Source organism: Streptomyces sp. NPDC006450 (genome assembly GCF_040612195.1).
Lineage (GTDB): Bacteria > Actinomycetota > Actinomycetes > Streptomycetales > Streptomycetaceae > Streptomyces.
On record NZ_JBEXPT010000037.1, the window covers coordinates 13288 to 30936 of the forward strand.

Below are 17649 nucleotides of genomic sequence, written 5' to 3' on the forward strand. Positions count from 1 at the left end.
GGGCGCCGGGGCTCCGTACGGGGCCGGGGACCGGGCGGCCCCCCGGGAGTCAGCTCTTGGCCGCCGCGAGGTCCACCGGGCGCGGCCGCATCGCCACCCGCCCGGCGAAGCCCGTAGCGCACAGCGCCACCAGTCCGGCCCCGCCCACGACCACCCCGTACACCAGGGGAAGCACCACCGCGGCCGCCGCCCCCGTCATGCCCACGCTGAACGCGGTGAGGACCGCCAGCGAGATCCCGGACCCCAGCACCACTCCCATCAGGAGCACCGCCAGCGCCTCCACCCGCAGCATCCCCCGCACCTGTCGGCGCGTCGCCCCCGCGAGCCTCAGCATCGCGAACTCCCGCAGCCGCTCCCCCGTGGACATCGCCAGGGTGTTGGCCACCGCGATCGCGGTGAAGGCCAGGACGAGACCCATCGCCAGCAGGTTGATCTCCGACCCGGCCGCCTGCCGCTCCGCCCGTGCGCCGTCCGCTTCGGCGGCCGACAGCACGGCCACGCCCGGGTGGTCCCGTACCGCCGAGGCGAGTGCCTCCCGCATCAACGGCCCCGCCACCAGCACGCTCGAGGCGAGCGGGTCGTCGACGTGCGCGGCGACCAGACCGTGCGGCAGCGTCACGTCCCCGAAGCCCAGCCCCCGCGCGTACACCGCGGACACGGTCAGGGTCACCGGTGTGCCGTCCCCCAGCGTCAGCGAGAGCGGACTGCCCGGCTTCAGGTTCAGCTGGTCCGCGGCCAGTTCGCTCACCGCGGCGCTCCCTTCCCCGAACCCCGCCAGGCTCCCGGCCGTCACTCCCGGGTCCCAGGTCCGGTCCAGCCCGGCCGGGGTGACGCCCTGCGCCGCGTACTTCGTCAGCCCCACCCGGATCGACGTGTGCACGATCTCGGTGGCCGCCAGGACCCCGGGGGTCCGGCGGATCCGCTCGGCCGCGGCGCCGGGAACCCCCGGCCCCCGGCCCTGGAGCACCCACTCGGCCCGTACGCCCTCACGGGCCTGCGCCCGGGCGGCGTCGCCGAGGGTCGGGGTGACGAAGAGCACGGTGCAGGCCATCCCGATCAGCAGGGTGAGCGGGGTGACGGCGGAGGCCATCCGGGTCGCGTTGCCGCGCAGGTTCGCGGTGGCCAGCCGGCCGCCCGGACCGGCCAGCCGCAGCGGCCCGGCGAGCAGCGCGGCCGCGCCCTTGACGATCAGCGGGCCCAGCAGCGAGACGGCTCCGGCGAGGACCACGACGGCGAGAAAGGTGACCGGAGTCGACGCCGGTTCGGTGCGCAAGGTACTGAGTACGGCGACCAGCACCACCCCGGCCGCCAGCAGCAGCGCCCCGGCGACGAGCCGCTCCCACGTGGGCCGGCTCCGCTCGACGGCCGCCTCGGCCAGTGCTTCGGCGGGGCGGACGCGGGCCACCCGCCGTGCGGTGATCCGGGCCGCGGCCCATGCTCCGAGCAGGCTCGCGCCGACGGCCGCGATCATGGGGAAGATCCCGGCGGTGCGCTCCAGGGTCACGGGGACGACCCCCGCGTCGGCGAACCGGCCGTGCAGCCAGGCGGCCAGCGGCAGCCCGGCGAGGGCTCCGGCGACTCCGGCGGCCAGCCCGACGAGCAGCGCCTCGCGGCCGATCATGCTCCGCAGCTGCGCGGGGGTGGCGGCGATGGCGCGGAGCAGGGCGAGCTCGCGGTGACGCTGCTGGACCGACAGGGAGAAGGTGCCGACGACCACGAGGACCCCCACGAGGAGCGAGGTGCCGCCCATCGCGCCGCCCATGGAGACCAGCTTGATCCGGGCGTCGGCCGCGTCGAGGAACTCCACCGGGCCCCGCTCGTCGCCGGTGGCCACCTGCGCGGTGGTGCCCTGGAGCGCCTGCCGGATCCGCCCGGCCAGCTCGCTCGCGTCGACCCCGGCCCCGGGCCGTACCCCGATGGCGCTGACCCGGCCGTCGCGGGCGGCGAGCCGCTGCGCCTCGGCGTCACCGAAGAACAGCGCGCTCTGGTGTGCGAGGCTCCCGCCGGCCGCGGCGGCGATCCCGCTGACCGCATAGGTCTTGGGCGCGCCGGTGGACTGCACGGTGAGCTCGGATCCGGGCTTCAGTGCCGCGCGGGCGGCGAGTCCACGGTCGACGACGACCTCGGCACCGCCCTGGGGGGCGCGGCCTTCGGCGAGCGTGAAGGGGGTCAGCGCCGCCGAGCTCCAGGCGTGCCCGTACGAGGGCTTCGCGCCGTCGCCGCCCTGTCCGCCCCTGGTGAGCGGCACGGCCCGGAAGGTGAGCTCGGGGACGGCCCGCTCGACTCCGGGCACCGCGCGGACGGTGTCCACGGTGGCGACCGGCAGCCAGGCGCGTTCGGCGACGGGCTTGGCCTTGTGCTTCGTCTTGACCTTCGGCTTGTCGCCCTTCTTCACCTTGACCGTCGTCGCGTGGACGTTCTGGTCGGCGGAGACGACCACCGGGGCGCCCGCGTAGCGCTCGGTGGCGATCGTCCCGCGCAGTCCCGTTTCCAGAAGGGTTCCGCAGGCGGTCACGAGGGCCGCCGCGCACCACAGCGCGAGGAAGCCGCCGAGGAAACCGGCTTTGCGGTCTCTGACGGTCTGGAGTGCGTAGCGCAGCTTCATGGGGGAAACTCTGCCGCCCGGGCTGTCTCGGGACATTGGAGCGCCCCGGCGTCCCCGGGCGGGGGCTAACCCCACCCACACCCGAGGGGCGCGCCCCTCGGCCCCGGGGGCTGCGGGTCGCCCCATCGGATCGTCAGATCGTCAGGTCTTCGGCGTCTTCGCCTTCCGCCTCCAGTGCGCGGCGGACCACCCGCAGGGCCATGCCCTCGGGGTACCCCTTGCGGGCGAGCATTCCGGCGAGGCGCCGGATCCGCTTGTCCCGCTCCAGGCCCCGGGTCGCGCGGAGCTTGCGCTCCACGAGCTCCCGGGCGGTCTCCTCCTCCTGGTCGGAGTCCAACTGTTCCAGGGCCTCCTGTACAAGGGTGGGTGCCACCCCCTTGGTACGGAGCTCCTGGGCCAGTGCCCGGCGGGCCAGCCCCCGGCCCCGGTGCCGGGACTCGACCCAGGCCCCGGCGAAGGCGGCGTCGTCGATCAGGCCCACCTCCTCGAACCGGGAGAGGACCTGCTCCGACACCTCGTCGGGGATGTCCCGCTTGGCCAGGGCGTCCGCGAGCTGGCGCCGGGTGCGTGGCATCCCGGTGAGCAGGCGCAGACAGATCGCCCGCGCCTGCTCCTCGGGACTCTGGGGCGGCAGCTCCGGGCGGTCCTCCCGGCCCTCACGGCCCTCCGCACGACGGCCTCCCCGGCCGCCGCTCTCGCGGCGGCCCCGGCGACTGCCCTCGCGGCGGTCCTCAGCGCCGTCCGCGCCGCCCCTTTCCTGCTCCCACACGGGTCAGCTCTTGGCGACGGCGGCCTTGACCGCGGTCTTGGCCTTCGACGCGGGAGCGGGCACCGCGGCGGTCTCGGCGGACGCGTCCGCGCCGGCCTCGGCCGTGGGGGTCGCGGCGGCGTCCTTGCGGATGCCGACGCCCAGCTTCTCCTTGATCTTCCGCTCGATCTCGTCGGAGAGGGCCGGGTTGTCGCAGAGGAACTTCCGCGCGTTCTCCTTGCCCTGGCCGAGCTGGTCGCCCTCGTACGTGTACCAGGCACCGGCCTTGCGGACGAAGCCGTGCTCCACGCCCATGTCGATCAGGCCGCCCTCGCGGCTGATGCCGTGGCCGTAGAGGATGTCGAACTCGGCCTGCTTGAAGGGCGGCGCGACCTTGTTCTTGACGACCTTGACGCGGGTGCGGTTGCCGACCGCGTCCGTGCCGTCCTTCAGGGTCTCGATGCGCCGGATGTCGAGGCGCACGGAGGCGTAGAACTTCAGCGCGCGGCCACCGGTGGTGGTCTCCGGCGAGCCGAACATCACACCGATCTTCTCGCGGAGCTGGTTGATGAAGATCGCGGTGGTCTTGGACTGGTTGAGCGCACCGGTGATCTTCCGGAGGGCCTGGCTCATCAGACGGGCCTGGAGACCCACGTGCGAGTCGCCCATCTCGCCCTCGATCTCCGCGCGGGGCACGAGGGCCGCGACGGAGTCGATGACGATGAGGTCCAGCGCGCCGGAGCGGACCAGCATGTCCACGATCTCCAGCGCCTGCTCACCGGTGTCCGGCTGGGACAGGATGAGGTTGTCCGTGTCGACGCCGAGGGCCTTGGCGTACTCGGGGTCGAGCGCGTGCTCGGCGTCCACGAAGGCCACGGTGCCGCCGGCCTTCTGCGCGTTGGCCACGGCATGCAGGGTCAGGGTCGTCTTACCGGAGGACTCCGGCCCGTAGACCTCGATCACACGGCCGCGCGGCAGTCCACCGACGCCGAGCGCGATGTCGAGCGCGGTCGATCCGGTGGGGATGACCTCGATGGGGTCGTTCGGCTTGTCGCCGAGACGCATCACGGCACCCTTGCCGAACTGCCGTTCAATCTGTGCGAGCGCGGCTTCGAGAGCCTTCTCGCGGTCGTTGCCTGCCATGGGTTCCACCCGATTTGCTTGAGTCGATCGCTTCACGCCATTGACGCTAACGCCTGCCACTGACAACGCGGTCCCACGCCCGGTTCGACTGTGGATAACCCATAAGAATGCGTGTTCGATTTCCGTGTCAAGCGCGCCACGCCGGACCCGTACGCCACACCGGCGGGTGGCATGATCCACTCCCGTGACGGACACCGCAGACACCACGGGCAGCACAGGCACCGCGCGCAGCACGAGCAGCGCAGACAGCGCGGGCGCCACCTCCAGCATGTTCCCCGCCGGACGCACCGCACTCATCGTGCGGATACCCGAAGCGGAGCCCGCCGTCGGGCCCTGGCGGGACCGGATCGACCCCGCGGCGAGGGCCGGAGCCGGGGTGCCGGCGCACGTGAGCGTGCTCTACCCGTTCCTCCAGGAGGACCTGATCGACGCCTCCGTCCACGCCGGGATCGCCGCGGCCCTGCGCCCCCACCACGCCTTCGACCTGCGCTTCGAGCGGACCGGCCGGTTCCCGGGGATGCTCTACCTCGCCCCGGAGCCCGACGCCCCGCTGCGCATGCTGACCCGCGCGGTCACCGAGCGCTGGCCGGAGGTCCGCCCCTACGGCGGCCGCTATCCGGACCCGGTCCCGCACCTCACGGTGGCCCAGCGGGCCCTGGAGGCGGACCTGGACGCAGCCGAGGCGGACCTGGGCGGACGGCTCCCCCTCAGCACCCGCGTGCGCTCCGTCGACCTGGTGGCCTACGACGGGACGGCCTGGCACGAGCGCGCGAGCTTCCCCCTGCGGGAACGCACCAAGTGACAACCCCGGGTTGACGCTCCGCGGCTGTCAACCTAGGGTTGCACCTATGACGAACCCTTCGGTGGAACCCGTTCGCATGACCAATCCGGTACGCCTCGACGACCTCATCGAGGCCATCAAGAAGGTCCACAGCGACACCCTGGAGCAGCTCAGCGGCGCCGTCGTCGCCGCCGAGGCCCTCGGGGACGTCGCGGACCACCTCATCGGCCACTTCGTCGACCAGGCCCGCCGCTCCGGCGCCTCCTGGACCGACATCGGCCGCAGCATGGGCGTCACCCGCCAGGCCGCCCAGAAGCGCTTCGTCCCCAAGGCCGACAAGGAGGGCGACGCGGGACTCGACCCCGGCCAGGGCTTCGGCCGCTTCACCCCCCGCGCCCGCAACGTGGTGGTCACCGCACAGAACGAGGCCCGCGCCGCCGGCAACACCGAGATCCGCACCGAGCACCTCGTCCTCGGACTTCTCGCCGAGCCCGACGGCCTCGCCGCCCACGCGGTCGCCGCCCAGGGAATCGCGGCCGAGGACGTACGCGCCGCCGTGACCGCCGCCCTGCCCCCGGCCGTGGAGGACGTTCCCGACCTGATCCCCTTCGACGCCTCGGCGAAGAAGGCCCTGGAGCTCACGTTCCGCGAGGCCCTGCGCCTCGGCCACGGTTACGTGGGCACCGAGCACATCCTGCTCGCGCTCCTGGAACTGGAGAACGGCACGGGTCCGCTCAGCGGCCTCGGCGCGGACAAGGACGGCGTCGAGAACTGGGTCAACGACGCCCTGGCATCCGTACTCGGCGCCTCGGACGAGCCCGGGAAGTAGAGGCGTCCGCGTCTCCGGTCAGCGCGTACCGCTTCACGTACGCGCCGAGGAAGGCCTGCATCGTGGCGACGGCCGGGATCGCGATGAGCGCCCCGACCGCGCCCAGCAGGGCGGTGCCCGCGATGACCGATCCGAAGGCCACCGCCGGGTGGATGTCCACCGTCCTCGAGGTCAGCTTCGGCTGGAGCACGTAGTTCTCGAACTGCTGGTACACCACCACGAATCCGAGGACGTACAGCGCGTACCAGGGATTGACCGTGAAGGCGATCAGCATCGGCAGCGCGCCCGCCAGGTAGGTGCCGATGGTGGGGATGAACTGCGACACCAGCCCCACCCACACGGCGAGCGCGGGCGCGTACGGCACGCCCAGCACCGCGAAGAGGATGTAGTGCGCGATCCCGGAGATCAGCGCCATCAGCCCGCGCGAGTAGAGGTATCCGCCCGTCTTGGTGACGGCGATCTCCCAGGCCCGCAGCACCTCCGCCTGCTTCGCGGGCGGCAGTACGGAGCACAGCGCGCGGCGCAGGCGCGGCCCGTCGGCGGCGAAGTAGAAGGAGAACAGACCGATCGTCAGCAGCTTGAACAGTCCGCCGAGCACGGTGGCGGACACGTCGAGCACGCCCGTCGCGCTGTTCTGCACGTACTTCTGCAGCCAGTCCGAGTGCAGCAGGCTGTCCTGGATCTCCAGCCGGGACAGGTCCGTGTGGAAGGTGTCGTTGATCGATCCGATCAGCGAGTCGAGGTAGCCGGGGAAGCCCTCCACCAGGTCGACGATCTGCGCGGCGAGCACGGAGCCGAGCAGGACGACGAATCCGACGGCCGCGACGAACACCCCGAGGAACACCAGGAAGGTGGCGAGCCCGCGGCGCAGGCCGCGGGCCGCCATCCGGGCCACGGCCGGTTCGATGGCGAGCGCGAGGAAGAACGCGATCAGGATGTTGACCAGCAGGCCGATGAGCTGGTGGAAGGCCCAACTGCCGAGCTGGAAACAGGCCACCAGGGCCAGTACGAGGACCACGGCGCGCGGGAGCCAGCGCGGCATCCGCGTGTCCGCCACCGCACCACCGGCGGGACCCGGCGCTCCGGGGTCCCCCGCCCGGGGACCCGCCGCCCGCGGGGCGTCGGCCGAGGGATCTCCCGCGTCCGCCGGGGTCGCCGGGCCGGGCGCGGGCGCGCCCCGGGGGCCTTCGGGCTGGTCGGTCGTCTCATCGATGGCTGCCACGCCGCCAAGTCTGTCCCACGGGTGCCACGAACCGCGAAGCGGTCGCTCAGGCCCGCCCGCGAAGTGCTCGCCCGGGCCTCGCCCCGGCCCGCCGCCGGCCCGCGCACAGGTCGCCCCCGCCCTGCTCGCGCCGCCCTGCTCGCGCCGCCCTGCTCGCGCTGCCCTGCTAGCGCAGCGAAGCCGGCACGTCCACGGCCGAGCAGACCGCGCGCCACACGTCCTTGGCCTCCCAGCCCGCGTCCAGCGCCTCGTGGACCGTGCGTCCCCCGAGCTCCGTCATGACGTGGTCCCGCGCGAAGGAGTCCGCGTAGCCCGCGCCGAAGTGCTCGGCCATCCGCTCCCAGAAAATCGTCAACCGCATGCCTCCAGTATCCCGCCCCGGAGAGTGCACCCTCCCCGTTCGGGCCACCTCGGCTCCGCCCGGGCCCCTACGGTTCCTGGCATGCCTGGAGACGAAGCTTGCGCCCCGGCGGCGCCGACGGCGACGAGTGCGCCGGCCCGCGCCGAGCAGTTCATCTGGCTCACGGCCCGCGTGCTGGAGCAGCGGCGGTTCGCGTTCCACTTCCTCGGCGGGGACGCCGACCCGGTCGATGCCGCCCTCGGCGCCTATCTCGGCGCGGACGGCGGCTACGGCCACGCCCTCGACCCGGATCTGCGCGGTCCGCTGAGCCACCCGCTGCACACCGCCCACGCCCTGCGCGTCCTGGACGGCCTGGGCCGCTGCGCCGGACAGCGCATCGAGCGGCTCTGCGCCCACCTGCTCCGGGTCTCCACCCCGGAGGGTGCGCTTCCGGCGACGGCTCCGGCCTCCGGCGGCTACCCGGCCGCCCCCCACCACCGGCTGCACGACGATCCGCCGGGCGACCTGCTGGCCACGGGCCCCGTCGTCGGGATCCTGCACCGCAACCGGGTGTGGCACGCGTGGCTGTTCCGGGCGACGGACTTCTGCTGGGACCGGGTGGAGAACCTGCGCCACTGGCACCCGTACGAGATCCAGAGCGCGGTGGCCTTCCTCGACGGGGTCCCCGACCGGGCCCGGGCCGCGGTGGCCGCCGACCGGCTGGGGCGCCTCGTCCGCGAGCAGCGGCTCGTCGTACTGGATCCCGCGCGGCAGGACGGTTACCCGCAGGTGCCCGGCCTCGCGCCGGGCGAGCACTTGTACCCGTACGACTTCGCGCCCCGCCCGGAGTCCCTCGCCCGCGGCTGGTTCACGGACGCGGAGCTGTACGGCTCGCTGCGCTTCCTGGCCGGCCTGCAGCAGCCGGACGGAGGCTGGCCGGTGCACCGAGGGGCCTGGGCGCCGGGAAGCTCGCTCGAGAGGCGCCCGATCGTCACGCTGGAGGCGCTGCTGACCCTGCGCGCGTACGGCCGGCTCCCCGGCGGACCTAGCCTCCCAGGGCCCGCAGCCCCGCGGTGACGGCGACGGCCGCCGCGACCACGACGAGGAACGGGGCCCGCAGCAGCAGCGCGACCCCGGCGGCCGCGAGCCCGGCGGCGCGGGCGTCGAGCACGAGCTCCTGCCCGGTGGCGAAGGTCTGCTGCGCGGTGAGCGCGGCGAGCAGCGCGACCGGCAGGAGCGCGGCGAGCTTGCGCACCGCGGGCCGCTCCAGGGCCCCGGCGGGGACGAGCAGTCCGGCGAGCTTCACGGCGTAGCAGCCGACGACGGTGAGCCCGATGGCGATCCAGACGTTCACGAGCGGCGTCCCTTCATCCACAGCACGATCGGCGCAGCCAGCGCCGCGATCAGCACGGGCACCCCGGCGGGCAGTACGGGCAGCAGGCCCAGCCCGAGGACGAGGGCGAGCGCGGCGACGGCCCGCTCGGTGCCGGTCTTCAGCATCGGCGCGAGCAGCGCGAGGAACACGGCGGGCCCGGCGGCGTCCAGCCCCCACGCCCTGGTGTCCCCGATGGCCTCGGCGCCGAGCGCGCCGAGCAGGGTGGTGAGGTTCCACAGGACGTAGAGGGCCAGCCCCGTCACGGTGAAGCCGAGCCTGGCCGACTTCCGGTCGGGCTGGGTCAGGGCCACGGCGGTGGTCTCGTCGATCACCCAGTGCGCGGCGAACGGCCGTACGCCCTTGGGCAGCGCGAGCAGTTGGGACAGCCGCAGCCCGTAGAAGGCGTTGCGGGTCCCGAGGAAGAAGGCCCCGGCGGCGGCCGTGAAGGGGTTCCCGCCGGCGGCCAGTGCCCCGACCAGCGCGAACTGCGAGGCCCCGGTGAACACGAGCAGGCTCAGCACGCAGGCCTGCAGGGTGCTGATCCCGGACCCGGCGGCCGTCACCCCGAAGGCGAACCCGGACAGGCCGACCGCCACTCCGACGCCGAGCGCGTCCCGGACCACGGCGGCGCGCGGCTTGTCCGCAGCGGGCGCCCCGCCGGGGAAGTCCCGGCCGGGTTCCCGTCCGGGTCCCTGGCCGGGTCCCTGTCCGGGTTCTTCTCGTATGACCATCCGTTGTTCTCCCACGCCCCGAAATTACGCAGGCCGCGCGTCCCGGTCTTGTACGTTCTTGCACCATGCACGAGACGATCAAGGAAATGGCGGACCGGCTGGCCCAGGTGCCCGGCGTACGCGGAGTCATGCTCGGCGGCAGCCGGGCCCGCGGCGAGCACCGCCCCGAATCGGACTGGGACCTCGGCGTCTACTACCGCGGCACCCTCGACCTCGCCGCACTGGACGCACTGGCCGGCCCGGACGTGGAGGTGGCCGGCCCGGGCTGCTGGGGCCCCTGGGTCAACGGCGGGGCCTGGCTGCGCGTCGACGGGGTGGCGGTGGACTGGATCCTGCGCGACCTGGACCGGGTGGAGCGGGTGTGGCAGGACTGCCGCGAGGGCCGCTACGAGGTGGGCGTGCAGCCGGGCCACCCACTCGGCTTCTGGTCGCCCTGCTACCCGGGCGAGGCGGCCCTGGGGCAGGTCCTCGCGGACCCGACGGGCGAACTGACGGCCCTGCGCACCGCGGTCTCGGCCTACCCGGAGCCCCTCCGGAAGGCCCTGATAGCCGGGGCGTGGGAGGCGGAGTTCCTCGCAGCGGGCGCCGCGAAGGGCGCGGCCCGCGCGGACGCCCTGTACGTCTCGCTGTGCCTGTCCCGCGCCTTCGGCATCCTCGTCCAGGCCCTGTACGCGGCGGACCGCCGCTGGTGCCTCAACGAGAAGGGCGCCCTGTCCGCCGCCGAGCTCCTGCCCTGCGCGCCGCCCTCCTTCGGCCCGCGCGTGCGGTCCCTGCTCGGCGCCCAGGGCACCACCGCCGAGTCCCTGACGGCGACGGTGACCGAGGCCCGCACCCTGATCGAGGAGACCCGCGCGGGGCTGGCGGACTAAGCCGCCCCTTCCGGATCCTGCCGGTCGGGCCCGAAGGGGACGGCCCGGCCGGGGCCGGCCGGCCCCGGGCCCACCGCGCTGCCCGGCGCACCGCCGCGCCCCCGCCGGTACGCCCCCGGCGGCACCCCCACGATGCGGGTGAAGTGCCGGTTCAGGTGCGGCTGATCGGTGAAGCCGACGGTGACGGCCGCCTCCGCCGGCGGGATCCCGGCGTCGAGCAGCCGGCGCGCCCGTCGTACCCGGGCGTCGGTCAGCCAGGTGTGCGGAGGCATGCCGTACCGGTCCCGGAAGGCCCTCAGCAGGGCGAAGGGGCTCGTGCCCAGCTCCGCCGCGAGCTGCTCCAGCGACGGGGGCTCCCCCATCCGCTCCTCCAGTACGGCCCGGGCCCGCTCCGCGTCGGCGGCGCCCGCACGGCCCGCCGTACGGGCCGGCAGCGGCCCGGCGTGCCGGGTCAGCATCCGCGCCACCACCCCGCGCAGCAGGGTGTCGGCGGCCAGCGCGTTGCCGGCCTCGGCGGCCCGGTGGACCTCGGTGATGGCCCGCGAGGCCTGCGGGTCGGCGACCATGTCGGCGGTGAAACCGGGGGTCCCGCGCAGGGTGCCGATCTCGGTGGCGACCTCGGTGATCAGGGCCCGGGAGGGGTAGAGGGTGGCGTAGGCCCAGCCGTCGGGGACCCCGGCGCGGGCGGTGTGCGGGACCTCGGGGTTGATCAGGACCACGCTGCCGGGCCCGGCGCGCAGGGTGTCTCCCGGCAGGCCGATCTCCTCGACGCCGCCGGTGACGGCCGCGATGACGTACCCGTCGTGGGCGTGGCGCGGGAAGGTGTGGCGCACGTAGTGGGCGCGCAGGAGGTCCAGCCCGGGCAGTTCCGCGTACTGCCAGTGCCGCGCCCACTCCCGGCGGCCCTCGTCCGCTCCGGTCCCCGTCCCCATCCCCCCATTCTGCGCCCGGCCCGGCCGGGGTGTTTCCACAGGTCCGGCCGGTTGTCAGTGGGCGGGTGCACGATGGGGGCATGTCCGGTACTGCGCTCGACTCGTTCTCCCCCGCGACCCGTTCCTGGTTCACGGGGGCCTTCGTCTCGCCCACCTCCGCCCAGGAGGGTGCCTGGCGGGCCATCGGGGCGGGCTCGGACGTGCTGGTGGTGGCCCCCACCGGCTCCGGCAAGACCCTGGCCGCCTTCCTCGCCGCCCTCGACCAGCTCGCCTCGACCCCGCCCCCGGCCGAGCCGAAGAAGCGCTGCCGGGTGCTGTACATCTCGCCCCTGAAGGCCCTGGCCGTGGACGTGGAGCGCAATCTCCGCAGCCCGCTGACCGGTATCCGGCAGGAATCGGTGCGCCTGGGCCTGCCCGAGCCGGAGATCCGGGTCGGGATCCGCTCCGGCGACACCCCGCCGGCCGAGCGGCGCGCGCTGGTGACCCGGCCGCCGGACATCCTGATCACCACCCCCGAGTCGCTGTTCCTGATGCTGACCTCGGCGGCCCGCGAGGCCCTGGCCGGGATCGAGACGGTGATCCTGGACGAGGTGCACGCGGTCGCCGGGACCAAGCGCGGCGCCCATCTCGCGCTGTCCCTGGAGCGGTTGGACGAGCTGCTGCCCCGCCCCGCGCGCCGGATCGGGCTGTCGGCGACGGTCCGCCCGGTGGAGGAGGTGGCCCGCTACCTCGCTCCGCGCGGCAAGGTGGAGATCGTCCAGCCGCCCTCCACCAAGGAGTTCGACCTGTCGGTGGTCGTCCCGGTCGAGGACATGGGCGAGTTGGGCGGCTCCCCCGCCACCGAGGGCAAGGAGGGCGGCGACAAGCCCTCCATCTGGCCGCACGTGGAGGAGCGGATCGCCGATCTCGTCCAGGCCCACCGGTCCACCATCGTGTTCGCCAACTCCCGCCGTCTCGCCGAGCGGTTGTGCAACCGGCTCAACGAGATCGCGTACGAGCGGGCCACCGGCGGCCCGCTGCCCGAGGGCCCGCCCCCGGCCGAGATCATGGCCCAGTCGGGCGCCGCCCAGGGCGCTCCCCCGCTGCTGGCCCGCGCCCACCACGGCTCGGTGTCCAAGGAGCAGCGGGCGCTGGTGGAGGAGGACTTGAAGGCGGGCCGGCTGCCCGCCGTGGTCGCCACCTCCAGCCTGGAGCTCGGCATCGACATGGGCGCCGTCGATCTCGTCATCCAGGTGGAGTCCCCGCCGTCGGTGGCCTCCGGGCTGCAGCGGGTGGGCCGGGCCGGGCACCAGGTGGGCGCGGTCTCCACCGGAGTCGTCTTCCCCAAGTACCGGGGCGACCTCGTCCAGGCGGCCGTGGTCACCGAGCGGATGCGCACGGGCTCGATCGAGTCCCTGCGGATCCCCTCCAACCCACTGGACGTCCTCGCCCAGCAGCTCGTCGCGATGACCGCGATGGACACCTGGCAGCTCGACGACCTGCTCGCTCTGGTGCGGCGGGCGGCCCCCTTCGCCGCGCTGCCGGACTCGGCCTTCACGGCGGTCCTGGACATGCTGGCCGGCCGCTATCCCTCGGACGCGTTCGCCGAGCTCAGGCCCCGGGTGGTGTGGGACCGCGTCGCCGGTACGATCACCGGCCGGCCCGGCGCCCAGCGGCTCGCGGTCACCTCCGGCGGAACCATCCCGGACCGCGGCCTCTTCGGCGTCTTCCTCGCCGGGGCGGACCCCAAGAAGGGCGGCGGCCGGGTCGGCGAGCTCGACGAGGAGATGGTCTACGAATCCCGCGTCGGCGACGTCTTCACCCTGGGCACCACCTCCTGGCGGATCGTGGACATCACCCGCGACCGCGTCCTGGTCACCCCCGCCCCCGGGGTCCCGGGGCGGCTCCCGTTCTGGAAGGGCGACCAGCTGGGCCGCCCGCTGGAACTGGGCCGCGCGGTCGGCGCCTTCCTGCGCGAGCTCGGCGGCCTGACCGACGAGGACGCCCGACTGCGCCTCCTCGCGGCCGGCCTGGACGCCTGGGCCGCCGAGAACGTCCTCGCCTACCTCGCCGAACAGCGCGAAGCCTGCGGCCACGTACCGGACGACCGGACCATCGTCGTCGAGCGGTTCCGCGACGAGCTCGGCGACTGGAGGGTCGTCGTCCACTCCCCCTTCGGCGCCCAGGTGCACGCCCCGTGGGCACTGGCGCTCGGCGCCCGGCTCTCCGAGCGGTACGGGATGGACGCGCAGGTCATGCACGCCGACGACGGCATCGTGCTCCGCCTCCCGGACGCGGACCTGCTGAACATGGACCTCCTGGACCACGACCCGGCGCGGAACAGCTCCTACGCCTCCTCCACCACCTCCACCTCCACGTCATTCGACTTCGACTTCGACGACGAGAAGCCCCCGCTGGGCGCGGCGGACGTCGCCTTCGAGCACGGGGAGGTCCAGCAGATCGTCACGGACCAGGTGGGCGGCTCCGCACTGTTCGCCTCCCGCTTCCGCGAGTGCGCGGCGCGCGCCCTGCTGCTGCCGCGCCGCAGCCCCGGCAAGCGCACCCCCCTGTGGCAGCAGCGCCAACGCGCCTCACAACTGCTCCAGGTGGCCTCCGAGTTCGGTTCGTTCCCGATCGTGCTGGAGGCCGTACGGGAATGCCTGCAGGACGTCTTCGACGTGCCCGGCCTGACCGAGCTGATGGGGGACATCGAGGCACGCCGGGTCCGCCTCGTCGAGGTCACGACCCCCGAGCCCTCCCCCTTCGCCCGCTCCCTCCTCTTCGGGTACGTCGCCCAGTTCCTCTACGAGGGCGACTCGCCGCTCGCCGAGCGCAGGGCGGCCGCGCTGTCGCTGGACTCCCGGCTGCTGGCCGAGCTGCTCGGCCAGGCGGAGCTCCGCGAGCTGCTCGACCCGGAAGTGCTGACGGAGCTGGAGCGGGAGCTCCAGTGGCTGACCGAGGACCGCCGGGCCAAGGACGCCGAGTCGGTCGCCGACCTGCTGCGTTTGCTGGGCCCGCTCACCCCGGCGGAACTGGCCGCCCGCGGCGCGGAACCGGAGTGGGCTCCGTCCCTCTCCGCGTCCCGCCGGGCGATCCGGGTGCGGATCGGCGGCGAGGACCACTGGGCGGCCATCGAGGACGCGGGCCGGCTGCGCGACGCACTGGGCACGGCGCTCCCGGTGGGCGTCCCGGAGGCGTTCACCGAGCCGGTGAAGGATCCCCTCGGCGACCTCCTGGCCCGGTACGCCCGCACCCACGGCCCCTTCACCACGGTCACCGCCGGCGCCCGTTTCGGGCTGGGCACGGCCGTGACGGACGGCGCACTGCACCGGCTCGCGGCGGCCGGGCGGGTGGTCCAGGGCGAGTTCCACCCGGCGGGCATCGGCCAGGAATGGTGCGACGCGACGGTGTTGCGCCGGCTGCGCCGCCGCTCGCTGGCGGCCCTGCGCCAGGAACTGGAACCGGTCCCCCCGGCTTCCCTCGCCACCTTCCTCCCCCAGTGGCAGCACCTGGGCGGAGCCCTGCGCGGCGTCGACGGCCTGGCCCGCGCGATCGAGCAGCTCCAGGGCGCCGCGGTCCCCGCCTCCGCCCTCGAACGGCTGATCCTCCCCTCCCGCGTGGCGGACTACTCACCGACCCTCCTGGACGAGCTCACCACCACCGGCGAAGTGGTCTGGGCGGGCGCGGGCGCCCTGCCGGGCAAGGACGGCTGGATCTCCCTCTACCTCGCGGAGGCGGCCCCGCTCCTCCTCCCCCAGCCGCACCCCCTGGAGCTCAGCCCGCTCCACGAAGCGGTCCTCTCCGCCCTCTCCGGCGGCTACGGCCTGTTCTTCCGCCAGCTCACGGACCGTGTCCGCGCCCTGCACCCGGACGCCTCCGACGCGGACCTCTCCTCCGCCGTCTGGGACCTGGCGTGGTCCGGCCGCCTGACGAACGACACCCTGGCCCCCCTGCGCTCCCTCCTCGGCTCGGGCCGCACGGCGGGCGCCACCGCCCACCGCGCTCGCCGTACGATCCCCCGCGGCCGCTACGGCACCCTCAGCACCCCCGCCTCCCGTACGGGCCCGCCCACGGTGTCGGGCCGCTGGTCCCTGCTCCCGGTCCACGCCCCGGACCCGACCCACCGCGCACACGCCCTGGCCCGCACCCTGCTGGACCGCCACGGGGTGGTGACCCGGGGCGCGGTGGCCGCGGAAGGCGTGGAGGGCGGCTTCAGCGCGGTCTACCGGGTCCTGTCCGCCTTCGAGGACAGCGGCCAGGCCCGCAGGGGCTACGTGGTCGAAGGCCTGGGCGCGGCCCAGTTCGCCATGGACGGCGCGGTCGACCGCCTCCGCGCCGCCGAGCGGACCCCGCCCCCGCTGGCCGCGGTGGTCCTGGCAGCCGCCGACCCGGCGAACGCCTACGGAGCGGCCCTCCCCTGGCCGGAGCCCCCGTCCGGTGCCACCCACAAGCCGGGCCGCAAGGCCGGCTCCCTGGTGGTCCTGGTCGACGGCGAACTCACCCTCTACCTGGAGCGCGGCGGCAAAACCCTCCTCGCCTGGCCCGGCCCGGACGACCCCCGCCTCACAGCCGCCGTGGCAGCCCTCACCACGGCCTCCCACAAGGGCACCCTCCCCACCCTCACGCTGGAACGCATCAACGCCACCCCCTCCCTCACGTCCCCCTACGCCCCACCCATCGAAGCCACCGGCTTCCACGCCACCCCCCAAGGCCTCCGCCTCCGCCGCTGACCACCCGTCCGCCGCCCGGAACCACCCCGGGCACCGCCGCACCGCAAACCCCGAGAACACCCGCGCCCCGCCCCAGCACCCCAGCCCAGAGCCCGACTCCGGGACACACCCCGGCGACAGAGTCCGGGGCCCGGGTCCCAGTACCCCGCCGACAGGTCCCCAGCGCCGGGCGCAGCCCCCGGGACGTGTCCCACGGCCCCGCCCCAGGGCCCAGGGCCAAGCCCGGCGACAGAGCCCGGGGCGGGGCCCGGAGAACGGGGCCCGGAGAGCGGGGCCCGGGGAAGGGGCCCACGGCCCAGGCCGGAACGGGGGCCACCGCACAGCGCGGGCGGGGTCCACCGCCCCTGGCGGGAACGCAGTCCACGGCGCAGCCCGAGAACGGGATCCGGGGCGCAGCCCCGGGGAACGGAGGAAGGGCGGGGCGGGGAGCAAGCACCGCGCAACGGCACCCCACCCCACCAGCCCGACTCCGCAGGAGAATGAACGCATGCCCGAAGGAGACACGATCTACCGCGCCGCGGCCCGACTCCGCGAAGCCCTCGCAGGCAAGGAACTCACCCGCTCAGACCTCCGCGTCCCCCGCTTCGCCACCGCGGACCTCACCGGCTTCACCACCCTCGAGGTAGTCCCCCGGGGCAAGCACCTCCTCATGCGCTTCGGCCACCCACCGGCACCCGACGACGAGGCAGGCGCCACCCCCCACCCCCTCCTCACCCTCCACACCCACCTCCGCATGGACGGCACCTGGCGCATCTTCCCCACCACCCCCGCCAGCACCACCGGCATCCCCAAAGGCGGACCGGCCCACGAGATCCGCGTCATCCTCGGCACCGCCACCCACACCGCCTTCGGCTACCGCCTCCCCGTCGTCGAACTGCTCCGCACCGCGGACGAGCACCGCGCCGTGGGCCACCTCGGCCCCGATCTCCTCGGTCCCGACTGGGACGAGGCCACCGCCGCCGCGAACCTCCTCGCCGCCCCCGCCCGCCCCCTCGGCGAGGCCCTCCTCGACCAGCGCAACCTGGCCGGCATCGGCAACATCTACAAGGCCGAGCTCTGCTTCCTCGCCCAGGTCACCCCCTGGACTCCGGTGGGCGATCTGCCGCCGAGCACCCTCACCCGCCTCGCCGCCGCCGCGCACCGGCTCCTCGACGCGAACAAGAAGGCCAGCCGCCGCAACACCACCGGCAGCCGCCGCCCCGGTCAGGACCTGTTCGTCTACGGCCGCGCCCACCGCCCCTGCCTGCGCTGCGGCACCCCCGTCCGCGAGGCCCCCCAGGACGACCGCCCCACCTACTGGTGTCCCCGCTGCCAATCCGGCCCGACGCCTTAGTTGACGCCCCGTCAGATCCGGTCGTACCGTCC

14 protein-coding genes are annotated in these 17649 nt (G+C 74.5%); 6 read left to right on the forward strand and 8 right to left on the reverse strand.

Features of this window, described 5'->3' with window-relative positions; genetic code table 11:
• Window positions 1-49: 49 nt before the first annotated feature.
• The 3 genes from ABZY57_RS14470 to recA all read right to left on the reverse strand — a co-directional run bounded on the left by ABZY57_RS14470 (window position 50) and on the right by recA (window position 4496).
• Window positions 50-2605, reverse strand: coding sequence for an ABC transporter permease (locus ABZY57_RS14470; protein ID WP_356511665.1), 2556 nt, complete (start codon window positions 2603-2605; stop codon window positions 50-52).
• A gap of 133 nt (window positions 2606-2738) precedes the next feature.
• Window positions 2739-3374, reverse strand: coding sequence for a recombination regulator RecX (gene recX / locus ABZY57_RS14475; RefSeq protein ID WP_356511667.1), 636 nt, complete (start codon window positions 3372-3374; stop codon window positions 2739-2741).
• Window positions 3375-3377: 3 nt separating this feature from the next.
• On the reverse strand, window positions 3378-4496 hold the full coding sequence (gene recA, locus ABZY57_RS14480) for a recombinase RecA (RefSeq protein ID WP_356511669.1): 1119 nt from the start codon (window positions 4494-4496) through the stop codon (window positions 3378-3380).
• A gap of 184 nt (window positions 4497-4680) precedes the next feature.
• Here recA and ABZY57_RS14485 point away from each other — a divergent pair, with 184 nt between their 5' ends.
• Window positions 4681-5298: a 2'-5' RNA ligase family protein gene (locus ABZY57_RS14485; RefSeq protein ID WP_356511671.1), complete on the forward strand. Its 618-nt coding sequence runs from the start codon at window positions 4681-4683 to the stop codon at window positions 5296-5298.
• Between the two features lie 46 nt (window positions 5299-5344).
• Window positions 5345-6106, forward strand: a complete 762-nt coding sequence (locus ABZY57_RS14490) for a Clp protease N-terminal domain-containing protein (RefSeq protein WP_356511673.1) — start codon at window positions 5345-5347, stop codon at window positions 6104-6106.
• Here the strand turns inward: ABZY57_RS14490 and ABZY57_RS14495 are convergent.
• The gene (locus ABZY57_RS14495; protein ID WP_356511709.1) at window positions 6054-7319 is read right to left on the reverse strand and encodes an AI-2E family transporter; all 1266 of its coding nucleotides are present in this window, start codon (window positions 7317-7319) and stop codon (window positions 6054-6056) included. The two genes, ABZY57_RS14490 and ABZY57_RS14495, sit on opposite strands and share 53 nt — an antisense overlap.
• 175 nt (window positions 7320-7494) lie before the next feature.
• Window positions 7495-7689: a DUF3046 domain-containing protein gene (locus ABZY57_RS14500; protein WP_214955542.1), complete on the reverse strand. Its 195-nt coding sequence runs from the start codon at window positions 7687-7689 to the stop codon at window positions 7495-7497.
• Window positions 7690-7770: 81 nt separating this feature from the next.
• On the opposite strand from ABZY57_RS14500, the gene ABZY57_RS14505 reads away from it, so the two are divergent.
• Window positions 7771-8745, forward strand: coding sequence for a hypothetical protein (locus tag ABZY57_RS14505; protein ID WP_356511675.1), 975 nt, complete (start codon window positions 7771-7773; stop codon window positions 8743-8745).
• Here the strand turns inward: ABZY57_RS14505 and ABZY57_RS14510 are convergent.
• Window positions 8714-9022 carry an AzlD domain-containing protein gene (locus ABZY57_RS14510; protein WP_243331856.1) on the reverse strand — a complete coding sequence of 103 codons (309 nt, stop codon included), beginning with the start codon at window positions 9020-9022 and terminating at the stop codon, window positions 8714-8716. The genes ABZY57_RS14505 and ABZY57_RS14510 overlap by 32 nt on opposite strands.
• The gene (locus tag ABZY57_RS14515) at window positions 9019-9774 is read right to left on the reverse strand and encodes an AzlC family ABC transporter permease (RefSeq protein ID WP_356511678.1); all 756 of its coding nucleotides are present in this window, start codon (window positions 9772-9774) and stop codon (window positions 9019-9021) included. Before ABZY57_RS14515 ends, ABZY57_RS14510 begins: the two co-directional genes overlap by 4 nt.
• A gap of 65 nt (window positions 9775-9839) precedes the next feature.
• On the opposite strand from ABZY57_RS14515, the gene ABZY57_RS14520 reads away from it, so the two are divergent.
• A complete protein-coding gene (locus ABZY57_RS14520; protein ID WP_356511680.1) occupies window positions 9840-10643 on the forward strand; it encodes a DUF4037 domain-containing protein in 804 nt (267 codons plus the stop codon).
• Here ABZY57_RS14520 and ABZY57_RS14525 read toward each other — a convergent pair.
• Window positions 10640-11575: an AraC family transcriptional regulator gene (locus ABZY57_RS14525; protein WP_356511682.1), complete on the reverse strand. Its 936-nt coding sequence runs from the start codon at window positions 11573-11575 to the stop codon at window positions 10640-10642. The genes ABZY57_RS14520 and ABZY57_RS14525 overlap by 4 nt on opposite strands.
• An 80-nt stretch (window positions 11576-11655) precedes the next feature.
• Between ABZY57_RS14525 and ABZY57_RS14530 the strand changes: the two genes are divergently transcribed.
• Both ABZY57_RS14530 and ABZY57_RS14535 read left to right on the forward strand, forming a co-directional pair.
• A complete protein-coding gene (locus tag ABZY57_RS14530) occupies window positions 11656-16284 on the forward strand; it encodes a DEAD/DEAH box helicase (protein WP_356511684.1) in 4629 nt (1542 codons plus the stop codon).
• Between the two features lie 487 nt (window positions 16285-16771).
• On the forward strand, window positions 16772-17617 hold the full coding sequence (locus ABZY57_RS14535; RefSeq protein WP_356511686.1) for a DNA-formamidopyrimidine glycosylase family protein: 846 nt from the start codon (window positions 16772-16774) through the stop codon (window positions 17615-17617).
• The last annotated feature ends 32 nt before the right edge of the window (window positions 17618-17649 follow it).

What these genes read in the sequence shown, in the direction of transcription:
- ABZY57_RS14470 (WP_356511665.1), bottom strand. Translation starts at nt 2,605, where the DNA reads ATGAAGCTGCGCTACGCACTCCAGACCGTCAGAGACCGCAAAGCCGGT.
- recA (WP_356511669.1), bottom strand. Translation starts at nt 4,496, where the DNA reads ATGGCAGGCAACGACCGCGAGAAGGCTCTCGAAGCCGCGCTCGCACAG.
- ABZY57_RS14490 (WP_356511673.1), top strand. Translation starts at nt 5,345, where the DNA reads ATGACGAACCCTTCGGTGGAACCCGTTCGCATGACCAATCCGGTACGC.
- ABZY57_RS14500 (WP_214955542.1), bottom strand. Translation starts at nt 7,689, where the DNA reads ATGCGGTTGACGATTTTCTGGGAGCGGATGGCCGAGCACTTCGGCGCG.
- ABZY57_RS14505 (WP_356511675.1), top strand. Translation starts at nt 7,771, where the DNA reads ATGCCTGGAGACGAAGCTTGCGCCCCGGCGGCGCCGACGGCGACGAGT.
- ABZY57_RS14515 (WP_356511678.1), bottom strand. Translation starts at nt 9,774, where the DNA reads ATGGTCATACGAGAAGAACCCGGACAGGGACCCGGCCAGGGACCCGGA.
- ABZY57_RS14520 (WP_356511680.1), top strand. Translation starts at nt 9,840, where the DNA reads ATGCACGAGACGATCAAGGAAATGGCGGACCGGCTGGCCCAGGTGCCC.
- ABZY57_RS14525 (WP_356511682.1), bottom strand. Translation starts at nt 11,575, where the DNA reads ATGGGGACGGGGACCGGAGCGGACGAGGGCCGCCGGGAGTGGGCGCGG.
- ABZY57_RS14530 (WP_356511684.1), top strand. Translation starts at nt 11,656, where the DNA reads ATGTCCGGTACTGCGCTCGACTCGTTCTCCCCCGCGACCCGTTCCTGG.
- ABZY57_RS14535 (WP_356511686.1), top strand. Translation starts at nt 16,772, where the DNA reads ATGCCCGAAGGAGACACGATCTACCGCGCCGCGGCCCGACTCCGCGAA.